Below are 18,243 nucleotides of genomic sequence, written 5' to 3'. Positions count from 1 at the left end.
TTAAAAAGAATGAAAAAGAAAAAGAGAAGATAGTAGAAGAAAAAGCAGTAGATGGTGAAGAGATGAAGGAGAAAGAAACCCCTTCAAACTTTTTTACGAGATTAAAAGAGGGGTTATCTAAAACAAAGCAAGGAATTACTGAAAAGGTAGATCAAATTATTAGCCAATACCAAGGGATTGACGAAGAATTATACGAGGAAATCGAAGAAGTGCTTATCACAGCAGATATAGGAATGGAAACCACAATCCAAATAATAGACAATTTAAAGACCCGTGTTCGTAAAAATAAAATAAGTGATCCCCAAGAATTAAGAAGTTTATTAAAAGAAGTGCTATATGAAATTCTTAAAGAGGATGAAGAATTTCCTATTGAAGATCCCTGTGTCATTCTTATTATAGGGGTCAATGGGGTAGGAAAAACTACATCCATTGGAAAACTCGCTGCTCAATATAAGTCCCAAGGCAAGAGCGTCCTATTAGCTGCTGGGGATACATTTAGGGCTGCGGCAGTGGAACAATTAGATATTTGGGCCAATAGGGTAGGCGTAGATATTATTAAACATAAACAGGGTTCAGACCCCGCAGCAGTGATTTACGATGCTATTCAAGCAGCAAAAGCACGAAATACAGATATACTGATATGCGATACGGCGGGAAGACTTCATAATAAAAAGAATTTAATGAATGAATTAGAAAAGATTAATAGAATCATTAGTAAAGAATTTCCAGAAAGTAATCGTCATACTTTTTTAGTATTGGATGCTACAACAGGACAAAATGCCATAAGTCAAGCAAAACTTTTTAGTGAGATATGCGATGTAAATGGGCTCATACTTACCAAATTAGATGGAACATCAAAAGGGGGAGTGATATTGGCTATTAAATCTCAACTAAATATACCCGTCCGATTTGTAGGAGTTGGAGAGGGAGTGAAGGACTTGCAGATTTTTAATGCAGAACAGTTTGTAGATGCACTGTTCTAATAGTCAATTTATCTTTGGATTTAGAGATACTCATTTTTAAAATTATTAGGTTGACAAATAATATAGAATCAATTAAAATACTTCTGTAAAGTAAAAAGCCTTTACAACATAAAAATAGGATGATTTACATGATTGAGTTAGTAAAAATATCTTTACTATATGATTTTTATGGCGAACTTCTAACAGAAAAACAGAAAAAAGTTTTGGATTTATATTATAATCAGGATTTATCTCTAGGAGAAATTGCAGAAGAATTATCTATAACTAGGCAAGCCGTCTACGATAATATAAAAAGGTCAGAAAAATTACTAAATCATTATGAGAAAAAACTTGGATTAGTGGAAAAGTTTTTAAATCAAAAGAAGAAAATTTTAGAAATAAAAGATAAAATCATGGAACATAAAAATAGAAATATAAGCTTTGAAGAGGAAAGTTTAAAGAAGTTTTTAAACAGTATTGAAGATGTATTGAATGATCTACTAATTGATTGATCAGGAGGGTTATAATGGCCTTTGAAGGATTAGCGGAGAAATTACAGGAAACTTTTAAAAAGTTAAAAGGAAAAGGCAAGATAAACGAAAAGGATCTAAAGGAAGCGCTACGAGAAGTTAGATTAGCCCTATTGGAAGCCGATGTAAACTATAAGGTTGTTAAGGATTTTATTGCAAAAATAAAAGAACGAGCAGTAGGGCAGGAAGTTATGGAAAGTTTAACGCCAGGACAACAAGTTATAAAAATTGTCAATGAAGAAATGACCAATCTAATGGGAGGCACCCAAAGTAAAATCATTTTTTCCAGTAAGCCTCCAACAGTAATAATGATGACAGGATTACAAGGAGCAGGTAAGACCACAACCTCAGGGAAATTAGGAGGACTACTAGCCAAACAAGGGAAAAATCCCCTTTTAGTCGCTTGTGATGTCTATAGACCAGCAGCCATTGATCAGCTCCATGTTGTAGGAGAAAGTTTAAATATTCCTGTTTACTCCATGGGCAATCATCATTCCCCTGTGGACATAGCTAAAGCAGGAGTTGAATATGCAAAAGCCAACCAAAAGGATGTCGTCATCATTGATACTGCTGGGCGTTTGCATATTGATGAGGAACTAATGGATGAGTTAAAGAATATAAAGTCTTCTGTGCAGCCTACAGAAATCTTGTTAATTGTAGATGCTATGACTGGACAAGATGCTGTGACAGTAGCGGAAAGTTTCAATGAGCAATTAGGTTTAGATGGTGTAGTGCTTACAAAATTAGATGGGGATACTCGTGGAGGTGCAGCTTTATCCGTTAGAGCGGTTACGGGAAAACCTATAAAGTTTGTGGGAATGGGAGAGAAGCTAACGGACTTGGAACCTTTTTACCCCGATAGAATGGCTTCTAGAATATTGGGCATGGGAGATATTCTCAGTCTTATAGAAAAAGCCCAAAGTAATTTTGATGAAAAAAAAGCAATGGAGTTAGAAAAACGATTAAGAACGCAAGAATTTACTTTTGAGGATTTTTTAGAGCAGTTACAACAAGTTAAAAACATGGGACCCATTGGGGATATCTTGGGGATGGTTCCTGGTATGAATAATAAAAAATTAAAAGGCTTGGAATTTGATGATAATCAACTGGTACAGGCTGAAGCTATTATAAATTCCATGACAAAAATAGAAAGAAACAACCCGAGTATTATTAATGCTAGTAGAAGAAAAAGAATAGCTGCAGGCAGTGGCACTAAAGTTCAAGATGTAAATAAATTGATTAAAAACTTTGAACAAAGTAGGAAACTCATGAAACAATTTACTAATATGGAAAAAGGATCCAAAAAGGGTAGATTTAAATTTCCATTTATGTAATGTAGATATAAATAGTTAAAGGAGGTGAGAAATATGGCAGTGAAAATGAGATTGAGAAGAATGGGAGCTAAAAAAAGACCTTTCTACAGAATTGTTGTTGCAGACTCCCGTGCACCAAGAGATGGAAAATTCATAGAGGAAATAGGATATTATAACCCCATTTCCGAACCAGTTGAAATAAAAATAGATGGTGAAAAAGCACTTAAATGGTTAAACAATGGAGCGCAACCATCTGATACTGTGAAATCCCTATTAAAGAAAAACGGGATTATAAATGGATAATAACAACAATGATTCAGGGAGGATAACCTATGCGTAACTTAGTAGAAGTGATTGTAAAGGCATTAGTTGACCAACCAGAGGCTGTAGTTGTAAATGAAGTACAGGGTGAACAGTCCATAATCCTAGAGTTGAAAGTAGCACCAGAAGATATGGGCAAGGTCATAGGAAAGCAGGGGAGAATAGCCAAAGCTATTCGTACCGTTGTAAAAGCAGCTGCGACAAAAGAAAATAAAAGAGTTATTGTTGAGATTATTTAATAAAAGAGTTAGGCTTTGGCCTAACTTTTTGAATATAATAAAGTTCTTATAAGAATATTAATCCATAAGATAAACATCTTATAAATGTGAAGTTGAAAATAGAGGTGAAAAAGTGGAGGATTTTTTACATGTAGGTAAGATTATAAATGTCCATGGTATAAAGGGAGAAGTGAAAATTTTACCGTTAACGGATGATCCAGAGAGATTTTATTCTCTTAATAAAGTATATATCGAAAAAAAAGATGCACGGTATCCTTTGACAATTTCTAAGGTGCGTATTCATAAGAATCATATTCTAGCCTCGCTTAATGAAATAACCGATCGAAATCAAGCCGAGGAGTTAAAAGGATATTTTATATCTATAGAAAGAAAGGATGCTATAGCCTTAGCAAAAGACCAATATTTCATTAGGGACTTAATAGGAGTAGAAGTTTATTCCCTAACTAATGAAAGAATAGGAACAATCACAGATATACTTCAAACAGGGCCGACAGATATATATGTTATTAAGGGAAACAGTAAGGAAATCTTAGTACCTGCACGGAAAGAAATTTTTAAAGAAATTGATATAGTAGGTAAAATTGCTAGGGCAGATATTCCAAAGGATTTGATGGAATTATGAAAATAGATATTTTGACAATATTCCCGGAAATGTTTAATGATTTTATAGGAACGAGCATTATGAAAAGGGGAATACAAAAGAATATCATTGATATAAATGTTGTCAATATTAGGAACTTTTCAAGGGATAAACATAAAAAAGCAGATGATTATCCCTACGGGGGAGGGCCTGGAATGGTTATGACTCCTCAGCCTATATATGATGCATATCAAAGTATTGAAAAGATAGATATAAAAGCCCCATGTATTTATTTGACTCCCCAAGGGGAGCATTTCAATCAAAATCTAGCGGAGGAATTATCTCAATATCCTCAAGTGATTTTTTTATGTGGACACTATGAAGGGGTAGATCAAAGAATAATAGATAAAATTGTAACCCATGAGGTATCCCTAGGAGATTATGTTCTAACTGGAGGAGAACTACCTGCCATGGTTATAATTGACTGTCTTTCTAGATTATTACCAGGGATGCTAGGAAATGAGAATAGTGCCACTGAGGACTCTATATCCAGTGGGTTGCTTGAATTTCCACAATATACAAGACCTTATGAATTTTTAGATCAAAAGGTGCCTGAGGTATTACTTTCAGGCAATCATGAAGAAATACGGAAATGGCGAAGAGGAGAAGCTCTGTTAAAAACAAAAATGCGTCGACCAGATTTATTTAATAAATTAAATTTAAATAAGGAAGATCGAATATTATTATCAAAGTACAATAAATAGATTAAATTTATTGAATTACTATAATATCTATGATATAATTTCAATGTTATCCCGGGCGGTCCTCTATTCATAGTCGAATAAGAACGTCTAGTAAGGAAGGAGGTACACGAATGAATATCATTAAATCAATAGAACAACAGCAAATAAGAAATGACATTCCAGAATTTAATGCAGGTGACACAGTACGAGTTCATGCGAAAGTTGTGGAAGGCAAAAGAGAGAGAATCCAAGTTTTTGAAGGTATTGTTTTAAAGAGACAAAATGGTGGAATTAGAGAAACCTTTACTGTAAGAAAGATTTCCTATGGTGTAGGTGTTGAAAGAACTTTCCCACTACATTCTCCTAGAATTGATAAGATTGAAGTAACAAGAAAAGGAAAAGTAAGAAGAGCTAAGCTTAACTACTTACGTGATCGTGTAGGAAAAGCTGCAAAAGTTAAAGAGAGAAAATAGGGACTGTTCTACAGTCCCTTCTTATTTTGATATAGGAAAGTTGGTCTTAGTAAAAAGAGACTAAACTTTCCTATTTTACAAATACGGCGTTAGCCGTTTTCTTATTTATATATTAAAATTTGGTTTTTATATGTCCTGTAAAGGGGGAAGAAAAGTGAAAACCAAGTCTGAAAAAAATGAATGGATAGAGTGGCTTAGGACGATCATTATAGCTGGAATTATAGCTATGATTATAAAATCTTTTTTATTTGAGCCTTTTGAGGTGAGGGGAAGTTCAATGTACCCAACTTTGGCAAATAAAGATAGATTAGTTATTAATAAGATAGAATATCTCATCCATGAACCAGATTATGGAGATATCATAGTATTTAAGTATCCTGCTGACCTGAGCCTAAGTTTCATTAAGCGAATTGTCGCAAAAGATGGGGATACAGTTGAAATAAAGAATAATGTTGTATATATTAATGATAAGGAAGTAGTAGAACCCTATATTCCTTCAAATAAAATTGAGAATTTTCCTAAGACAAAGGTTCCCAATAATAGTTATTTCGTGTTAGGGGATAATAGAAATAATAGTCGGGATAGCCGATACAGAGATGTAGGATTCTTAACTAAAGAAAATATTATTGGGAAAGCTATAGTGAAAATCTGGCCATTAAAGGCTATGAAAATTATTGAATAAGAGTAGGTGAAATCTATGAACATACAGTGGTATCCAGGACATATGGCTAAAGCCAAAAGATTAATAAAAGATAACCTTACTTTAGTAGATGTCGTTATTGAGATTATAGATGCAAGGGTACCTATTAGTAGTAGAAACCCAGATGTTGATGAATTAATTGGTAGTAAACCAAAATTAATGGTATTAAATAAAGCTGATTTATCTGATCCAATAATAAACAAGCAATGGCAAACATTTTTGGAGGAGCATAAAGCAGATAATATTTTTATTAATTCCATATCCGGTCAGGGAATAAATCAAGTCCTAAAAAAAATAGAAAAGATAATGCAAGAAAAGCTCGATAGATTAGTGCAAAAAGGAAGGAAAAATAGACCAATACGTTGTATGATTATTGGTATTCCTAATGTGGGGAAATCTACTTTTATTAATAAAGTTGTAGGGAGAGCAAGTGCAAAAACCGGAAATAGACCAGGTGTGACGCAAGGGAAGCAATGGATTAAAATAAGTGAAAAAATAGATTTATTAGATACGCCGGGAATACTTTGGCCTAAATTCGAAGATCCAAAGATAGGTCTTAAGCTAGCTTGGATAGGCTCTATAAAAGATGATATACTAGATCAGGAAGAACTAGCTTTTAATCTAATAAAGTTTTTAACAGAACAGTATCCCAAATTACTAGAGGATAGATATAAAATCCAAATAAAGCATAAAGAGGCTCTAGAGGTTTTTACAGATATCGCTACAAAAAGAGGAAATATAGTAAAGGGTGGAGAACCTGATTATACTAGAACAGCCGAAATGTTGTTAGAGGAATTTCGCAAGGGGAAGATAGGAAAAATTTCCTTAGAAATGCCTGATCCTGTAGAAATATAGAATTTTACTTCATTTGATAAAATAAATATTTAAGGAGAATATTACATTGAAATTTGAATCTATGAGTTTGTCGGAGATTAGAGCCTATATCCAATCCATTCCTTTGGATAATTATTTAAGCTTAATCAGTGTCCTAAGGCATGATAAACGTAAAACTGTTCGACAATTAGCGGAGAAGCTTAACAAAGAACTCCTTGGGTATCATGATGAATTGGCACGTATAGAAAAAATGAAGATGTTTGAGCAAGAATGTTATTCCCAGGGATATGAGCTAGTAGCTGGCATAGATGAGGTGGGAAGAGGGCCTTTGGCAGGGCCAGTGGTAAGTGCAGCCGTAATTTTACCTAAGGATTGTAATATCTTATTTATTAATGATTCTAAGAAGTTGTCTATTAAAAAGAGAGAAAAACTTTATCATCAGATTAAGGAAGAGGCATTGGATATAGGGATTGGAATTGTAGACGCTAATGTAATCGATGAAATTAATATTTATCAAGCAACTAAAGTAAGCATGGCCTTAGCTGTAAAAGACTTAAGAATAAAACCAGATTTTTTACTTATTGATGCCATGAAATGTGATAATATTCCTATTAGTCAATTACCTATTAATAAAGGGGATAGCAAGTCTCTTTCTATAGCGGCTGCTAGTATAATTGCCAAGGTTACTAGAGATGAAATGATGAATGAATATCACAAAGAGCTGCCTTATTATGCCTTTGATAAAAATAAAGGCTATGGTACACTGGAACATAGAGAAGGAATTTCAAAGAGGGGCATTACCAATATACATAGACAAACATTTTTAAAAAACATTATTTAATGGGGCTGAGCCATTTGGCTAGAAATATTGAAGTGGGGATAATTGGAGAAAAAGAAGCCAGGAAATTTTTGAGTAAAAAAGGTTATAAAATTATAGAGCAAAATTTCAGATGTAAACTTGGGGAAATTGACATTATAGCTAAACAGGAGGATACCATAGTATTTGTAGAAGTCAAAACAAGAAAAAATAATCTATTTGGTACACCTGCTCAAGCGGTAAATAAAAGTAAGCAAATGAAAATAATCAAAACTGCATTATATTATTTAAAAATTCATAATGAATTTAGTAAGAATATACGTTTTGACGTAATAGAAGTATGGTTCTCCAATGGAATTGTACAGGATGTGAATATTATTCCTAATGCATTTCTAATGACATAAAATAAGCCTACTAAAAATAGAGTGGAATAATATCGCCACTCTATTTTTTACCCCCAAAATTTTCTATCTAGATTACGGTACTGGATTGCCTCACTGAGATGATAGATATTTATTTTCTCTGATGGTTCTAAATCGGCAATAGTCCTTGCGACTTTTAGTATACGGTGATATGCTCTGGCGCTAAGCTTTAGGTTTTCAAATGCCCTTTGCATTAATTGGTTTTCCTGGGGGCCTAAGCTGCAAAATTTTTCAATGTTCCTAGGATTTAAATGAGAATTAAACAGAACCTTGCTTCCTCTATATCGTTCTAATTGTATTTCTCTAGCCCTATTCACTCTTTTTCTTATGGTTTCAGATGTTTCACTGGAAGAACTTCCTTTTAGATGTTCATATTTTGTAGCCTTAACCTCCACATGTATATCAATCCTGTCCAATAATGGCCCTGATATTTTACTTAAATAATTATTAATTTGTCTTGGAGAACAATTGCATTCCCGTTCATCATCTCCATAATATCCGCAAGGACAGGGATTCATACTAGCTATTAACATAAAATCAGCTGGATAACTAAGCGTGGCATTAATTCTAGAGATGGTTACATTTTTTTCTTCCAAGGGTTGTCTTAAAACTTCAAGAGCGTTTTTTTGGAATTCGGGTAACTCGTCTAAAAATAATACTCCCAAGTGGGAAAGAGAAATCTCACCTGGTTTAGGGATTCTTCCTCCTCCTACGAGTGAAACAGAAGATATCGTATGATGGGGAGATCTAAAAGGTCTTTTAATAATAAGGGGAGTGGAAGGGGGCAAAAGGCCAGCAACACTATATATTTTGGTTATCTGTAGAGATTCTTCTAAGGTCATTGTGGGTAAAATGGTGGGCAATCTTTTGGCAATCATTGTTTTCCCAGAACCCGGTGGTCCTATCATAATTAGATTGTGTCCGCCAGCAGCGGCAACCTCTAATGCCCTCTTTACACTTTCTTGACCTTTTACCTCACTTAGATCCATACCAGGGTCTATAGTTTCATGAAAATAAGAATTGATTTTACAAGGAAAAGGTGAGATAAGCTCTTCTGCCGTAAGATGTTTAATCACCTGGGAGAGATGACTTGCAGGCAATATATTCAATCCTTCTATTAATGAAGCTTCTAAAGCGTTTTCTTCAGGAAGAATGAGGGATTTTATTCCCTTATTATACAAAGCCATGCACATAGAAAGAACACCTTTTATAGGACGTATATCTCCATTTAAAGACAATTCACCTAGAAAGGCTACTTCAGTTACTGAACAGGCTTTAATTTGTTGAGAAGCTAATAAAACACCAATAGCAATAGACAAGTCATAAGATGGTCCTTCTTTTTTTAAATCAGCAGGAGCAAGATTTATTGTAATATGTTTCATTGGATATTCATATCCATTATTCTTAAGAGCAGAATATACTCTTTCTTTAGATTCTTTAACGGCGATATCGGGCAGGCCAACCAGTGAAAAGGATGGCAATCCATTTGATATATCCACCTCTACCTCTACAATTTCCCCATCAATACCTACTAATGCACAACTGTTTATTTTAGCTAACATTTAATAACCTCCGTTATTTATTTCCATATTATTCTATTACGACATAGGAGAACGGCTTTCCTGCATAATTTCAAAAAGTATATAGTAAAAAAAGGTATTTGATTATTAAACATAGAAGTAGATTAAAATTATACTTATAAGGAGAAAAATGATATGGAAAGGAAATGTTTCTGGTTATGGCTTAGTAGGATTCCGAATATAGGAACGAAAAGATTTTTAAGTATATATGAATATTTTCAGAATATAGAGGAAGTTTATTATGCTAATAAGGAAGAACTTTCTATGGTTCCTAATCTAAATAAAGTTGCCATTGATTCAATACTAAACCATAAGAACTTGAAAGATACATTGGAGTATGCAAAAAAATTGGAAAAACAGAAGGTAGATACATTGCTCTTGGAGGATGAGGAATATCCTAAACTATTGAAACAAATATATGATCCTCCACCGGTTTTATACTGCAAGGGTTCTACCGTCATCGATGAAGTAGCAATAAGTATTGTGGGCTCTAGAAAGGCTAGCTATTATGGATTGAAAATGGCTGAAAAATTAGCCTTTGAACTTGCTTCAATGGGAATTACTATTGTTAGTGGAATGGCTCGGGGCATCGATACTTATGCCCATAAAGGTGCATTACAAGCCAAAGGTAAAACTGTTGCTGTTTTAGGTTGTGGGGTTGATGTTATATATCCTGTGGAAAATAAAGAATTAATGCAAGAAATAGAATTAAAAGGATCAGTAATTTCAGAATATCCACTTTCAATACTACCGAAACCAAATTTTTTTCCTGCAAGGAACAGGATAATAAGCGGATTATCCTTAGGTACAATTATTATTGAGGCAGGAGAAAAAAGCGGTTCTTTAATTACTGCTGAATTTGCTTTAGAGCAAGGAAGAGAAGTCTATGCTATCCCTGGAAACATAGATACAACCACAAGTAAAGGAACAAATAACTTAATTAAAGAAGGGGCAAAAGTAGTAACTAAGGTGGAGGATATAATAGAGGATATTTTTCCCTATCTTCATTCAAAGATAGACCTATTATCAAACAGGACCCAAGACCATTCTGCAAAACAATATGAACAAGTAACAGAGGAAGAGAAAATTATACTAATGAAAATCAAAAATGGTTTTAATACTATAGATGATATCATCAGGGAATGTGGATATCCTACATCAACTGTAAATGCCTGTCTTACCATGTTAGAATTAAAAGGAATTATAATAAAATATATTGATGGCTATTATTTAAAATAGCATTATATATTTACTTTTTTCTTATCCTATAGCCATTCTTATTCATAAGAATGGCTATAGGATAAGAAAATAAGGGTTGAAGTTGAGATATAAGAAATTTATAGACATAAGGGAAAGAAGAGATAGAAAAATGATGAATATCAGCTGGCCATTATCCAACGTAAATAATAATTAAATTAAAATACTGATAATTGTTTATTTTGATAATGTTCTATTTTCTGCTATAATGATTATTTGTAAATAATGGAGGTGTAATTATGGCTAAAACTCTAGTAATTGTTGAATCTCCCGCAAAGGCCAAAACCATTGGCAAGTTTTTGGGCAAAGGCTATAAAGTTGAAGCCACTATGGGACATGTTAGAGATTTACCTAAAAGCCAACTGGGTATAGATGTTGAGGAAAACTTTCAGCCAAAATATATTACAATTCGTGGAAAGGGCCCCATAGTAAATAAATTGAAAAAAGAAAGCAATAAAGTAAATCGAGTGTTGTTGGCTACTGACCCTGATCGAGAAGGAGAGGCCATATCTTGGCATTTGGCTAAACAATTAAATATTAACAGTGAAGAAAAATGTAGAATTGAATTTAATGAAATTACAAAAAATGCAGTTAAAAACTCTTTGAAAAATGCCAGAAAAATAAATCAAAATTTGGTGGATTCTCAGCAAGCTCGTAGAACATTAGATAGGCTTGTGGGGTATAAGATTAGTCCTCTACTATGGAAAAAAATTAGAAAAGGTTTAAGTGCTGGTCGTGTTCAGTCAGTAGCTACACGAATAATTGTGGATAGAGAAGAGGAAATAGAGAAATTTATACCAAAAGAATATTGGTCCATAACGGCTTTGTTTAGCAAGATGAATAGTAATAATCCTTTTGAAGGGAAATTCTATGGAAAACAGGGGAAGAAGTTAGAATTAAATAATGAAAAAGAAGTTAAGGATATTTTAAAAGAATTATCCGATCAGCGCTACATTATTAATAAAATAAAAAAAGGAATAAAAAAAAGAAACCCTTCTCTACCTTTTACCACTAGCAGTCTTCAACAAGAAGCTTCAAGAAAATTAAACTTCACCGCTAAAAAAACTATGAGTATCGCTCAGCAACTTTATGAGGGGATAAATATTAAGGGTGAAGGTGATGTAGGATTAATAACTTATATTCGTACCGATTCCCCTAGGATTTCAACAGAAGCCATAGATGAATGTGCGAAATATATTAATAAGGAGTATGGACAAGAGTATTTAGGAAGCAAGAACAAAAAACAAAATAAAGGTAAAAAAGTGCAGGATGCTCATGAAGCCATTCGTCCGACTTCCACATATAGAGTTCCAAATGAAATTAAAGAATCCTTATCAAGGGATCAATATAGGTTATATAAATTGATATGGGATAGGTTTGTAGCGAGTCAAATGAGTCAGGCTATCTACAATACAGTATCGGTTAATATCCAAGCGGGAGAGTACACTTTTACCTCCAGTGGTTCCCAATTAAAATTTCCAGGTTTTATGTCCATATATATAGAGGGTAAGGATGAGGAAACTGAAGAAAAAGAGACCTTATTACCTTCCTTAGAAGAAGGCGAAGAGTTAAAGGTAAACAAACTAATAGATAAGCAACATTTCACCTCACCACCACCAAGATTTACTGAGGCTACATTAGTAAAAACCTTAGAAGAACAAGGGATTGGACGTCCAAGTACATATGCCCCGACCATATCCACCATTTTAACAAGGGGTTACGTGGAAAAAGACGGAAAACAACTGATGCCAACAGATTTGGGAGTTATAGTCACAGATCTAATGAAGGAATATTTTGCGGATATAGTAGATGTAGATTTTACAGTGGATTTAGAGAAACAATTAGATTTAGTAGAAGAAGGACAAGAGGATTGGCGAAAAATTTTAGCAGATTTTTATGATCCCTTTGAAAAAACTTTAAAACATGCTGAGGAAGATATAGGGGAAATAGAAATAAAAGACGAAGAAACAGATGAAATCTGTGATAAATGCGGAAGAAATATGGTTATAAAACATGGAAGATTCGGAAAGTTTTTAGCCTGCCCTGGATTTCCTGATTGTAAAAATACAAAACCAATTTTAGAAAAGACTGGTGCAATATGCCCTAAATGTCAGGGAGATATTGTAGTAAAGAAAAGTAAAAAGAGAAGAATTTTTTATGGGTGTAGCAATTATCCTCAATGTGATTTTATGACTTGGGACCAACCCATTAAAGAGAAATGTCCAGAATGCAGCAATAATTTAGCTAAAAAAGGTAAAGGTAAAAAAGAGACAGTCTATTGCCTAAATGAAAACTGTACCTTTCAACAAGACTAATATAGGATAAATTCATGAGCAGTAAGATATATTGACAATTTTGTTAATATAATGAAAATTAAGACATTTTTATTGATTAACCCTTTAATATATGGTAAAATCTCTAAGGCTATAGTTATTATTTTATGATAAAAATCCCATAGAAGTATTCAAACTGTATAGGATTTTATAGGATAATAAAGCATACTGTCTATATTTTTAAAATACAATGGAGATTTTCCTATTAATAAGTATAAAAATTGAAATAGGAGATAATATAAGGAGGAAAATAAATGCTAACCCTACTTGAAAAAACAAGAAAGATAAATAAAGTTTTACAATTATCAGGTCATCAAGCCATTTCATTTATTGATTTAGGCAAGATACTCAGTGAGGTATTGGATGCCAACGTTTACATTGCTAGTAGAAGAGGAAAACTTTTAGGTTATGCTTTTGCTACTAATTATGAATGTGAAATTAGTGACGAGATGATCAGTGATGGAGACGAAGAAGCTAAATTTCCAAAAGAGTATAATGATACATTATTAAATGTAAGAGAAACAAATGCGAATATGACAGAAGAAAGCCCATTGTGCGTATATAAACATGAAGCTTGTAAATATGATAATCGATATACCACAATTGTACCTATTAACAGTGGAGGAGAGCGTCTGGGAACTTTAGTTTTAGCTCGTTTTAACTATGCCTTTACGGAGGAAGATATCGTTCTAGCTGAATATAGTGCTACAGTAGTTGGAATGGAAATCCTACGATCAAAAAGTGAAGAGTTAGAGGAAGAGGCCCGTAAGAAAGCCATTGTTCAGATGGCTATTGGCACATTATCCTATTCAGAGTTAGAGGCGGTAGAACATATTTTTAAAGAACTAGATGGGAATGAAGGGTTGCTGGTGGCAAGTAAAATTGCCGACCGTGTAGGGATAACTAGATCCGTTATTGTTAATGCCCTCAGAAAGTTTGAAAGTGCAGGCGTAATAGAATCTAGATCATTAGGAATGAAAGGAACATTTATTAAAATATTGAATGACAAATTGATAGATGAGCTTGAAAAGTTGCATAAAAGATAATAAACACCCTTTCGCATGAAATATGTTGAAATTTGTATTGATTAATGTAATGAACTATGTTAAACTTTTTAAAGTGATAAAATCACACACATTTTCTGATTTAAAATGAGGTGCCTGAAACAACTAGGTTCATTTTAAATATGATGAAAATGGCGGAATAACCAAGGAGGTGCACATGAAATGTCATTAATTTCAATGAAACAATTATTAGAAGCAGGTGTACATTTTGGTCATCAAACTAGAAGATGGAACCCCAAAATGGCAGAGTATATCTTTACTGAAAGAAATGGAATTTATATTATCGACCTTCAAAAAACATCTAAAAAAGTTGAACAGGCTTACAACTTTTTAAGAGAGATATCAGAAGAGGGTAAAGATATATTATTTGTAGGAACCAAAAAACAAGCTCAAGAGTCAGTAGAAAGTGAAGCGAAAAGAGCCAATATGTTTTATGTAAATCAAAGATGGCTTGGTGGTACTCTAACAAACTTTAAAACAATCAGTAAGAGTATTGAAAAACTTCATAATCTAGAGAAAATGGAAGAAGACGGTACATTCGATGTTCTTCCTAAAAAAGAAGTTATCAAGTTGAAAGCCGAAAGAGACAAACTGGAAAAGTTTCTAGGTGGAATAAAGAATATGAAGAGGATACCAGGGGCTTTATTTATAGTTGATCCCCGTAAGGAAAGAATAGCTATTGCTGAAGCTAAAAACTTAGGTATTCCAATTGTTGCAATTGTAGATACCAATTGTGATCCAGATGAAGTAGACTATGTAATCCCAGGTAATGATGATGCTATTCGAGCTGTAAAACTTCTTACCGGCAAAATGGCAGATGCTATTCTCGAAGGTAGACAGGGAGAGCAGTTTGAAGATGTTGAAACAGCAGAGACCGAAGAAACAGTAGAAGAAGTACAAGAATAGATTAATTAATGGGAGAAAGCATAAGGGATTGTCCCTTTACTTTCTCCCATATGTTTAAATGTGTGGTAAATAACGAAAATTATTCATTATAAATAAGGAGGTTATTTGGATGGTTACCAGTGCTATGATCAAAGAATTAAGAGAAACTACTGGAGCGGGAATGTTAAATTGTAAAAAGGCTTTAGAAGAAACAAATGGAAATATGGAAAAGGCTATTGAGCTACTAAGAGAAAAGGGATTATCAGCGGCAGCTAAAAAATCAGGCAGAATAGCGGCTGAAGGAATTGTTGAATCTTACATACATCTTGGAGGAAAGATAGGCGTACTTGTAGAAGTGAATTGTGAAACTGATTTTGTGGCTAAAAATGAAGATTTTAAAGCCTTCGTACGTGATATAGCCATGCACATAGCAGCAGCAAATCCACTTTATCTAGAAGCTGAAGAAGTTCCACAAGAAATGATAGAAAAAGAAAAATCCATATTAAAAGCCCAAGCATTAAATGAGGGAAAACCTGAACATATTGTAGACAAAATGATAGAAGGAAGAATGAAAAAGTATTTTAAAGAAATATGCCTTCTTGAACAACCTTTTGTTAAAGATCCTGATAAAGTAGTAGGAGATATGGTAAAAGAACAAATCTCCAAAATAGGGGAAAATGTTAAAATTAGAAGATTTACTAGATACCAGATGGGAGAAGGCTTAGAAAAAAGAGAAGAAAATTTCGCAGACGAAGTTAAAAGACAAATGGCTTAATCCTATAGAAGAATAAAACTGAAAAGGAACACACAAAAGTGTTCCTTTTTTTTGAAAATAGAAGGGTTTTTTATATATTTGTAGAAAAATATATTCAAGGGATTGGAGGAAAATAATGCACAGGCCTAAATATAAAAGAGTTATTTTAAAATTGAGTGGAGAAGCTTTAGCAGGAGATCGGGGATTTGGATTAGATACCGATATAATTGCATCTATTAGTGAATATATTAAAGAGATAAGGGATTTAGGCGTAGAAGTTGCGATTGTTGTAGGTGGAGGTAATATTTGGCGAGGAAGAAGCGGAAAAGGTATGGACCGTACAACTGCTGATCACATGGGCATGCTAGCAACAGTAATTAATGCTTTAGCCCTACAGGATGCTTTAGAAAATTACGACATACCCGTAAGAGTTCAAACAGCAATAGAAATGCGTCAAATAGCAGAACCCTATATTAGAAGAAGGGCAGTGCGTCATCTAGAGAAAGGACGAGTCGTTATATTTGCATCAGGTACCGGTAATCCATTCTTTTCAACAGATACTACTGCAGCTTTAAGAGCCGCAGAAATAGAAGCTGATGTTATTTTGCTGGCTAAAAAAGTTGATGGAGTATATGATAGTGATCCGATAACAAATAATGATGCGAAAAAATTTGATAGCCTAACCTACATTGATGTGTTGCAAAAAGGTTTAAAGGTTATGGATTCTACGGCTACTTCTCTATGTATGGATAACGGTATTCCAATCATTGTATTTGGGCTGCAAGATCCCGAAAACATAAAAAGAGTTGTTTTGGGTGAGGACATTGGCACATATGTAAAGGAGGATAGAAAATGTTAAATCAAGTCAAAAAAGAAGCAACAGAAAAAATGGAAAAAGGTATTGAAAGTCTTAAAAATGAGTTTGGTACATTGCGAGCAGGAAGGGCTAATCCTAGCATTTTAGATAGGATTAGTGTGGAGTATTATGGCACTCCCACGCCATTGAGTCAGCTTTCCAACATTAGTACTCCTGAACCTAGAATGTTGGTTATACAGCCATGGGATGGTAAGATTATAGGAGATATAGAAAAGGCGATTATCAAATCTGATTTAGGTTTAAATCCTAGTAATGATGGGAAAATTATAAGACTAGTCATTCCACAATTAACAGAAGAAAGAAGAAAAGAGTTATCCAAGCTAGTTAGAAAATATGGTGAGGATGCAAAGGTAGCTATTCGAAATATCAGAAGAAGCTCCAATGATGAGCTGAAAAAGGCAGAAAAAGATAGCATAATCTCTGAAGATGATTTAAGAGTAGCCCAAGATGAAATACAAAAAATCACTGATAAATATATAGATAAAGTGGATAATTTAATTGAAATTAAAACCCAGGAGATAATGGAGGTTTAGTAGATGAATATCCAAGATTTCCTTGGATTACCTTTAGAGGTTGGTCAGAATTTTTTTGAGCGACAGGGAAAACAAGTAAAAGTTCTTAAAACAATTCCAAACAATAACTCCAATGTTTCCTTTGATGAGCATTTAAAGGATCCCTATATACTGAGAATAAGGGAAACAGATATTAATTGTATTGAATTATTGATTTCATTTTTTTAGTTCAGCCCCCTTTTACTTAGGGGGGTTTTTATTTCACTAGGAGGTTTTTAACGTCATGTTTTTTTTAAAGAACAAAAAGAGAAAAGATATCCAAAGTCAAGAGCATAATATAGATAAAGAAAAACTGCCTAAACATATTGCGATTATCATGGATGGTAATGGACGATGGGCTAAAAAAAGAGGTTTACCACGTATGGCTGGACATCGTGCTGGAGTAGAAACCCTTAGAGAAGTAATAAGAACAAGTTCGGATATTGGAATTGAAGTTTTGACGCTGTATGCATTTTCAACTGAAAACTGGAAAAGACCTAAAAATGAAGTAGATGCTCTAATGAATCTTCTAGTCGAGTACCTGAATAAAGAAGTAGATGAACTACATAGGAATAATATTAAGATAAATGCCATAGGTGAGATTGATACTTTACCAGAGAAATCAAAGAAAGCTATTCTAGATGCCATGACCTTAACTGGAGAAAATACAGGATTAATAGTAAACGTTGCTCTAAATTATGGGGGACGAGATGAGCTAATACATGGATTTAAGGATATGTTAAATGCGGTGCAAAAAGGTAATTTAAAAATAGAAAATATCAATGAGAACACTGTAGAAAACTATTTATATACAGCAAATTTACCTGATCCAGATTTATTGATAAGACCTGGAGGAGAAATGAGAATAAGTAATTTTTTATTATGGCAATTAGCATATACAGAATTTTGCTTTACGGATATATTATGGCCTGACTTTAAAAAAGAAAATTTAATGGAAGCAATTATATCTTATCAAGTAAGAGATCGTAGGTATGGAGGAATATGATA

Annotated in this window: 22 protein-coding genes; 21 read left to right on the top strand and 1 reads right to left on the bottom strand. The window is 33.6% G+C overall.

Translation table 11 applies throughout. The features are described 5' to 3' along the window. Positions 1-62: 62 nt before the first annotated feature. From ftsY to NSA47_RS03890, 12 genes are all read left to right on the top strand, one after another. Positions 63-983, top strand: coding sequence for a signal recognition particle-docking protein FtsY (ftsY, locus tag NSA47_RS03945; protein WP_257529696.1), 921 nt, complete (start codon positions 63-65; stop codon positions 981-983). Between the two features lie 128 nt (positions 984-1,111). Beyond that, entirely contained in the window at positions 1,112-1,474 is a 363-nt protein-coding gene (locus NSA47_RS03940) for a putative DNA-binding protein (protein WP_257529594.1), read from the top strand. A gap of 14 nt (positions 1,475-1,488) precedes the next feature. Beyond that, a complete protein-coding gene (ffh, locus tag NSA47_RS03935; protein ID WP_257529593.1) occupies positions 1,489-2,826 on the top strand; it encodes a signal recognition particle protein in 1,338 nt (445 codons plus the stop codon). Positions 2,827-2,859: 33 nt separating this feature from the next. Further along, entirely contained in the window at positions 2,860-3,108 is a 249-nt protein-coding gene (gene rpsP / locus NSA47_RS03930; RefSeq protein ID WP_257529590.1) for a 30S ribosomal protein S16, read from the top strand. Between the two features lie 29 nt (positions 3,109-3,137). Continuing rightward, complete coding sequence (locus NSA47_RS03925) at positions 3,138-3,365, top strand: KH domain-containing protein (protein ID WP_257529589.1); 228 nt, start codon at positions 3,138-3,140, stop codon at positions 3,363-3,365. 112 nt (positions 3,366-3,477) lie between these two features. Continuing rightward, on the top strand, positions 3,478-3,987 hold the full coding sequence (gene rimM / locus NSA47_RS03920) for a ribosome maturation factor RimM (protein WP_257529588.1): 510 nt from the start codon (positions 3,478-3,480) through the stop codon (positions 3,985-3,987). Next, the gene (gene trmD, locus NSA47_RS03915) at positions 3,984-4,709 is read left to right on the top strand and encodes a tRNA (guanosine(37)-N1)-methyltransferase TrmD (protein WP_257529587.1); all 726 of its coding nucleotides are present in this window, start codon (positions 3,984-3,986) and stop codon (positions 4,707-4,709) included. Before rimM ends, trmD begins: the two co-directional genes overlap by 4 nt. Positions 4,710-4,819: 110 nt before the next feature. After that, positions 4,820-5,161, top strand: coding sequence for a 50S ribosomal protein L19 (rplS, locus tag NSA47_RS03910; RefSeq protein ID WP_257529586.1), 342 nt, complete (start codon positions 4,820-4,822; stop codon positions 5,159-5,161). A 154-nt stretch (positions 5,162-5,315) separates the two neighbouring features. Then, the gene (gene lepB / locus NSA47_RS03905) at positions 5,316-5,843 is read left to right on the top strand and encodes a signal peptidase I (RefSeq protein ID WP_257529585.1); all 528 of its coding nucleotides are present in this window, start codon (positions 5,316-5,318) and stop codon (positions 5,841-5,843) included. Between the two features lie 15 nt (positions 5,844-5,858). Next, positions 5,859-6,716, top strand: a complete 858-nt coding sequence (ylqF, locus tag NSA47_RS03900) for a ribosome biogenesis GTPase YlqF (RefSeq protein ID WP_257529584.1) — start codon at positions 5,859-5,861, stop codon at positions 6,714-6,716. A gap of 46 nt (positions 6,717-6,762) precedes the next feature. Beyond that, positions 6,763-7,536 (top strand): ribonuclease HII, encoded by a 774-nt coding sequence (gene rnhB, locus NSA47_RS03895; RefSeq protein WP_257529583.1) that lies wholly within the window; start codon positions 6,763-6,765, stop codon positions 7,534-7,536. Between the two features lie 14 nt (positions 7,537-7,550). Then, a complete protein-coding gene (locus NSA47_RS03890; protein ID WP_257529582.1) occupies positions 7,551-7,916 on the top strand; it encodes a YraN family protein in 366 nt (121 codons plus the stop codon). Positions 7,917-7,963: 47 nt separating this feature from the next. Here NSA47_RS03890 and NSA47_RS03885 read toward each other — a convergent pair whose 3' ends face one another. Further along, positions 7,964-9,496 (bottom strand): YifB family Mg chelatase-like AAA ATPase, encoded by a 1,533-nt coding sequence (locus NSA47_RS03885; RefSeq protein ID WP_257529581.1) that lies wholly within the window; start codon positions 9,494-9,496, stop codon positions 7,964-7,966. A gap of 153 nt (positions 9,497-9,649) precedes the next feature. Here NSA47_RS03885 and dprA point away from each other — a divergent pair, with 153 nt between their 5' ends. The 9 genes from dprA (at position 9,650) to uppS (ending at position 18,241) form a co-directional block, all read left to right on the top strand. Further along, entirely contained in the window at positions 9,650-10,753 is a 1,104-nt protein-coding gene (gene dprA, locus NSA47_RS03880; RefSeq protein ID WP_257529580.1) for a DNA-processing protein DprA, read from the top strand. Positions 10,754-11,010: 257 nt separating this feature from the next. Then, positions 11,011-13,086, top strand: coding sequence for a type I DNA topoisomerase (topA, locus tag NSA47_RS03875; protein WP_257529579.1), 2,076 nt, complete (start codon positions 11,011-11,013; stop codon positions 13,084-13,086). A gap of 272 nt (positions 13,087-13,358) precedes the next feature. After that, positions 13,359-14,150 (top strand): GTP-sensing pleiotropic transcriptional regulator CodY, encoded by a 792-nt coding sequence (gene codY, locus NSA47_RS03870; protein WP_257529578.1) that lies wholly within the window; start codon positions 13,359-13,361, stop codon positions 14,148-14,150. Positions 14,151-14,330: 180 nt separating this feature from the next. Next, complete coding sequence (gene rpsB / locus NSA47_RS03865) at positions 14,331-15,074, top strand: 30S ribosomal protein S2 (RefSeq protein ID WP_257529577.1); 744 nt, start codon at positions 14,331-14,333, stop codon at positions 15,072-15,074. Between the two features lie 109 nt (positions 15,075-15,183). After that, positions 15,184-15,828, top strand: a complete 645-nt coding sequence (tsf, locus tag NSA47_RS03860) for a translation elongation factor Ts (protein WP_257529576.1) — start codon at positions 15,184-15,186, stop codon at positions 15,826-15,828. A gap of 115 nt (positions 15,829-15,943) precedes the next feature. Then, complete coding sequence (pyrH, locus tag NSA47_RS03855) at positions 15,944-16,666, top strand: UMP kinase (protein WP_257529575.1); 723 nt, start codon at positions 15,944-15,946, stop codon at positions 16,664-16,666. After that, positions 16,660-17,217, top strand: coding sequence for a ribosome recycling factor (gene frr / locus NSA47_RS03850; RefSeq protein ID WP_257529574.1), 558 nt, complete (start codon positions 16,660-16,662; stop codon positions 17,215-17,217). The genes pyrH and frr overlap by 7 nt, the downstream gene beginning before the upstream one ends. Before the next feature lie 3 nt (positions 17,218-17,220). Next, positions 17,221-17,424 (top strand): hypothetical protein, encoded by a 204-nt coding sequence (locus NSA47_RS03845; RefSeq protein WP_257529573.1) that lies wholly within the window; start codon positions 17,221-17,223, stop codon positions 17,422-17,424. Positions 17,425-17,479: 55 nt separating this feature from the next. Beyond that, positions 17,480-18,241, top strand: a complete 762-nt coding sequence (uppS, locus tag NSA47_RS03840) for an undecaprenyl pyrophosphate synthase (RefSeq protein ID WP_257529572.1) — start codon at positions 17,480-17,482, stop codon at positions 18,239-18,241. Positions 18,242-18,243 lie beyond the last annotated feature (2 nt).

The organism is Irregularibacter muris, assembly GCF_024622505.1.
In the GTDB taxonomy this organism is placed as follows: domain Bacteria; phylum Bacillota; class Clostridia; order Eubacteriales; family Garciellaceae; genus Irregularibacter; species Irregularibacter muris.
This window is presented reverse-complemented; position numbering and strand designations above follow the sequence as displayed.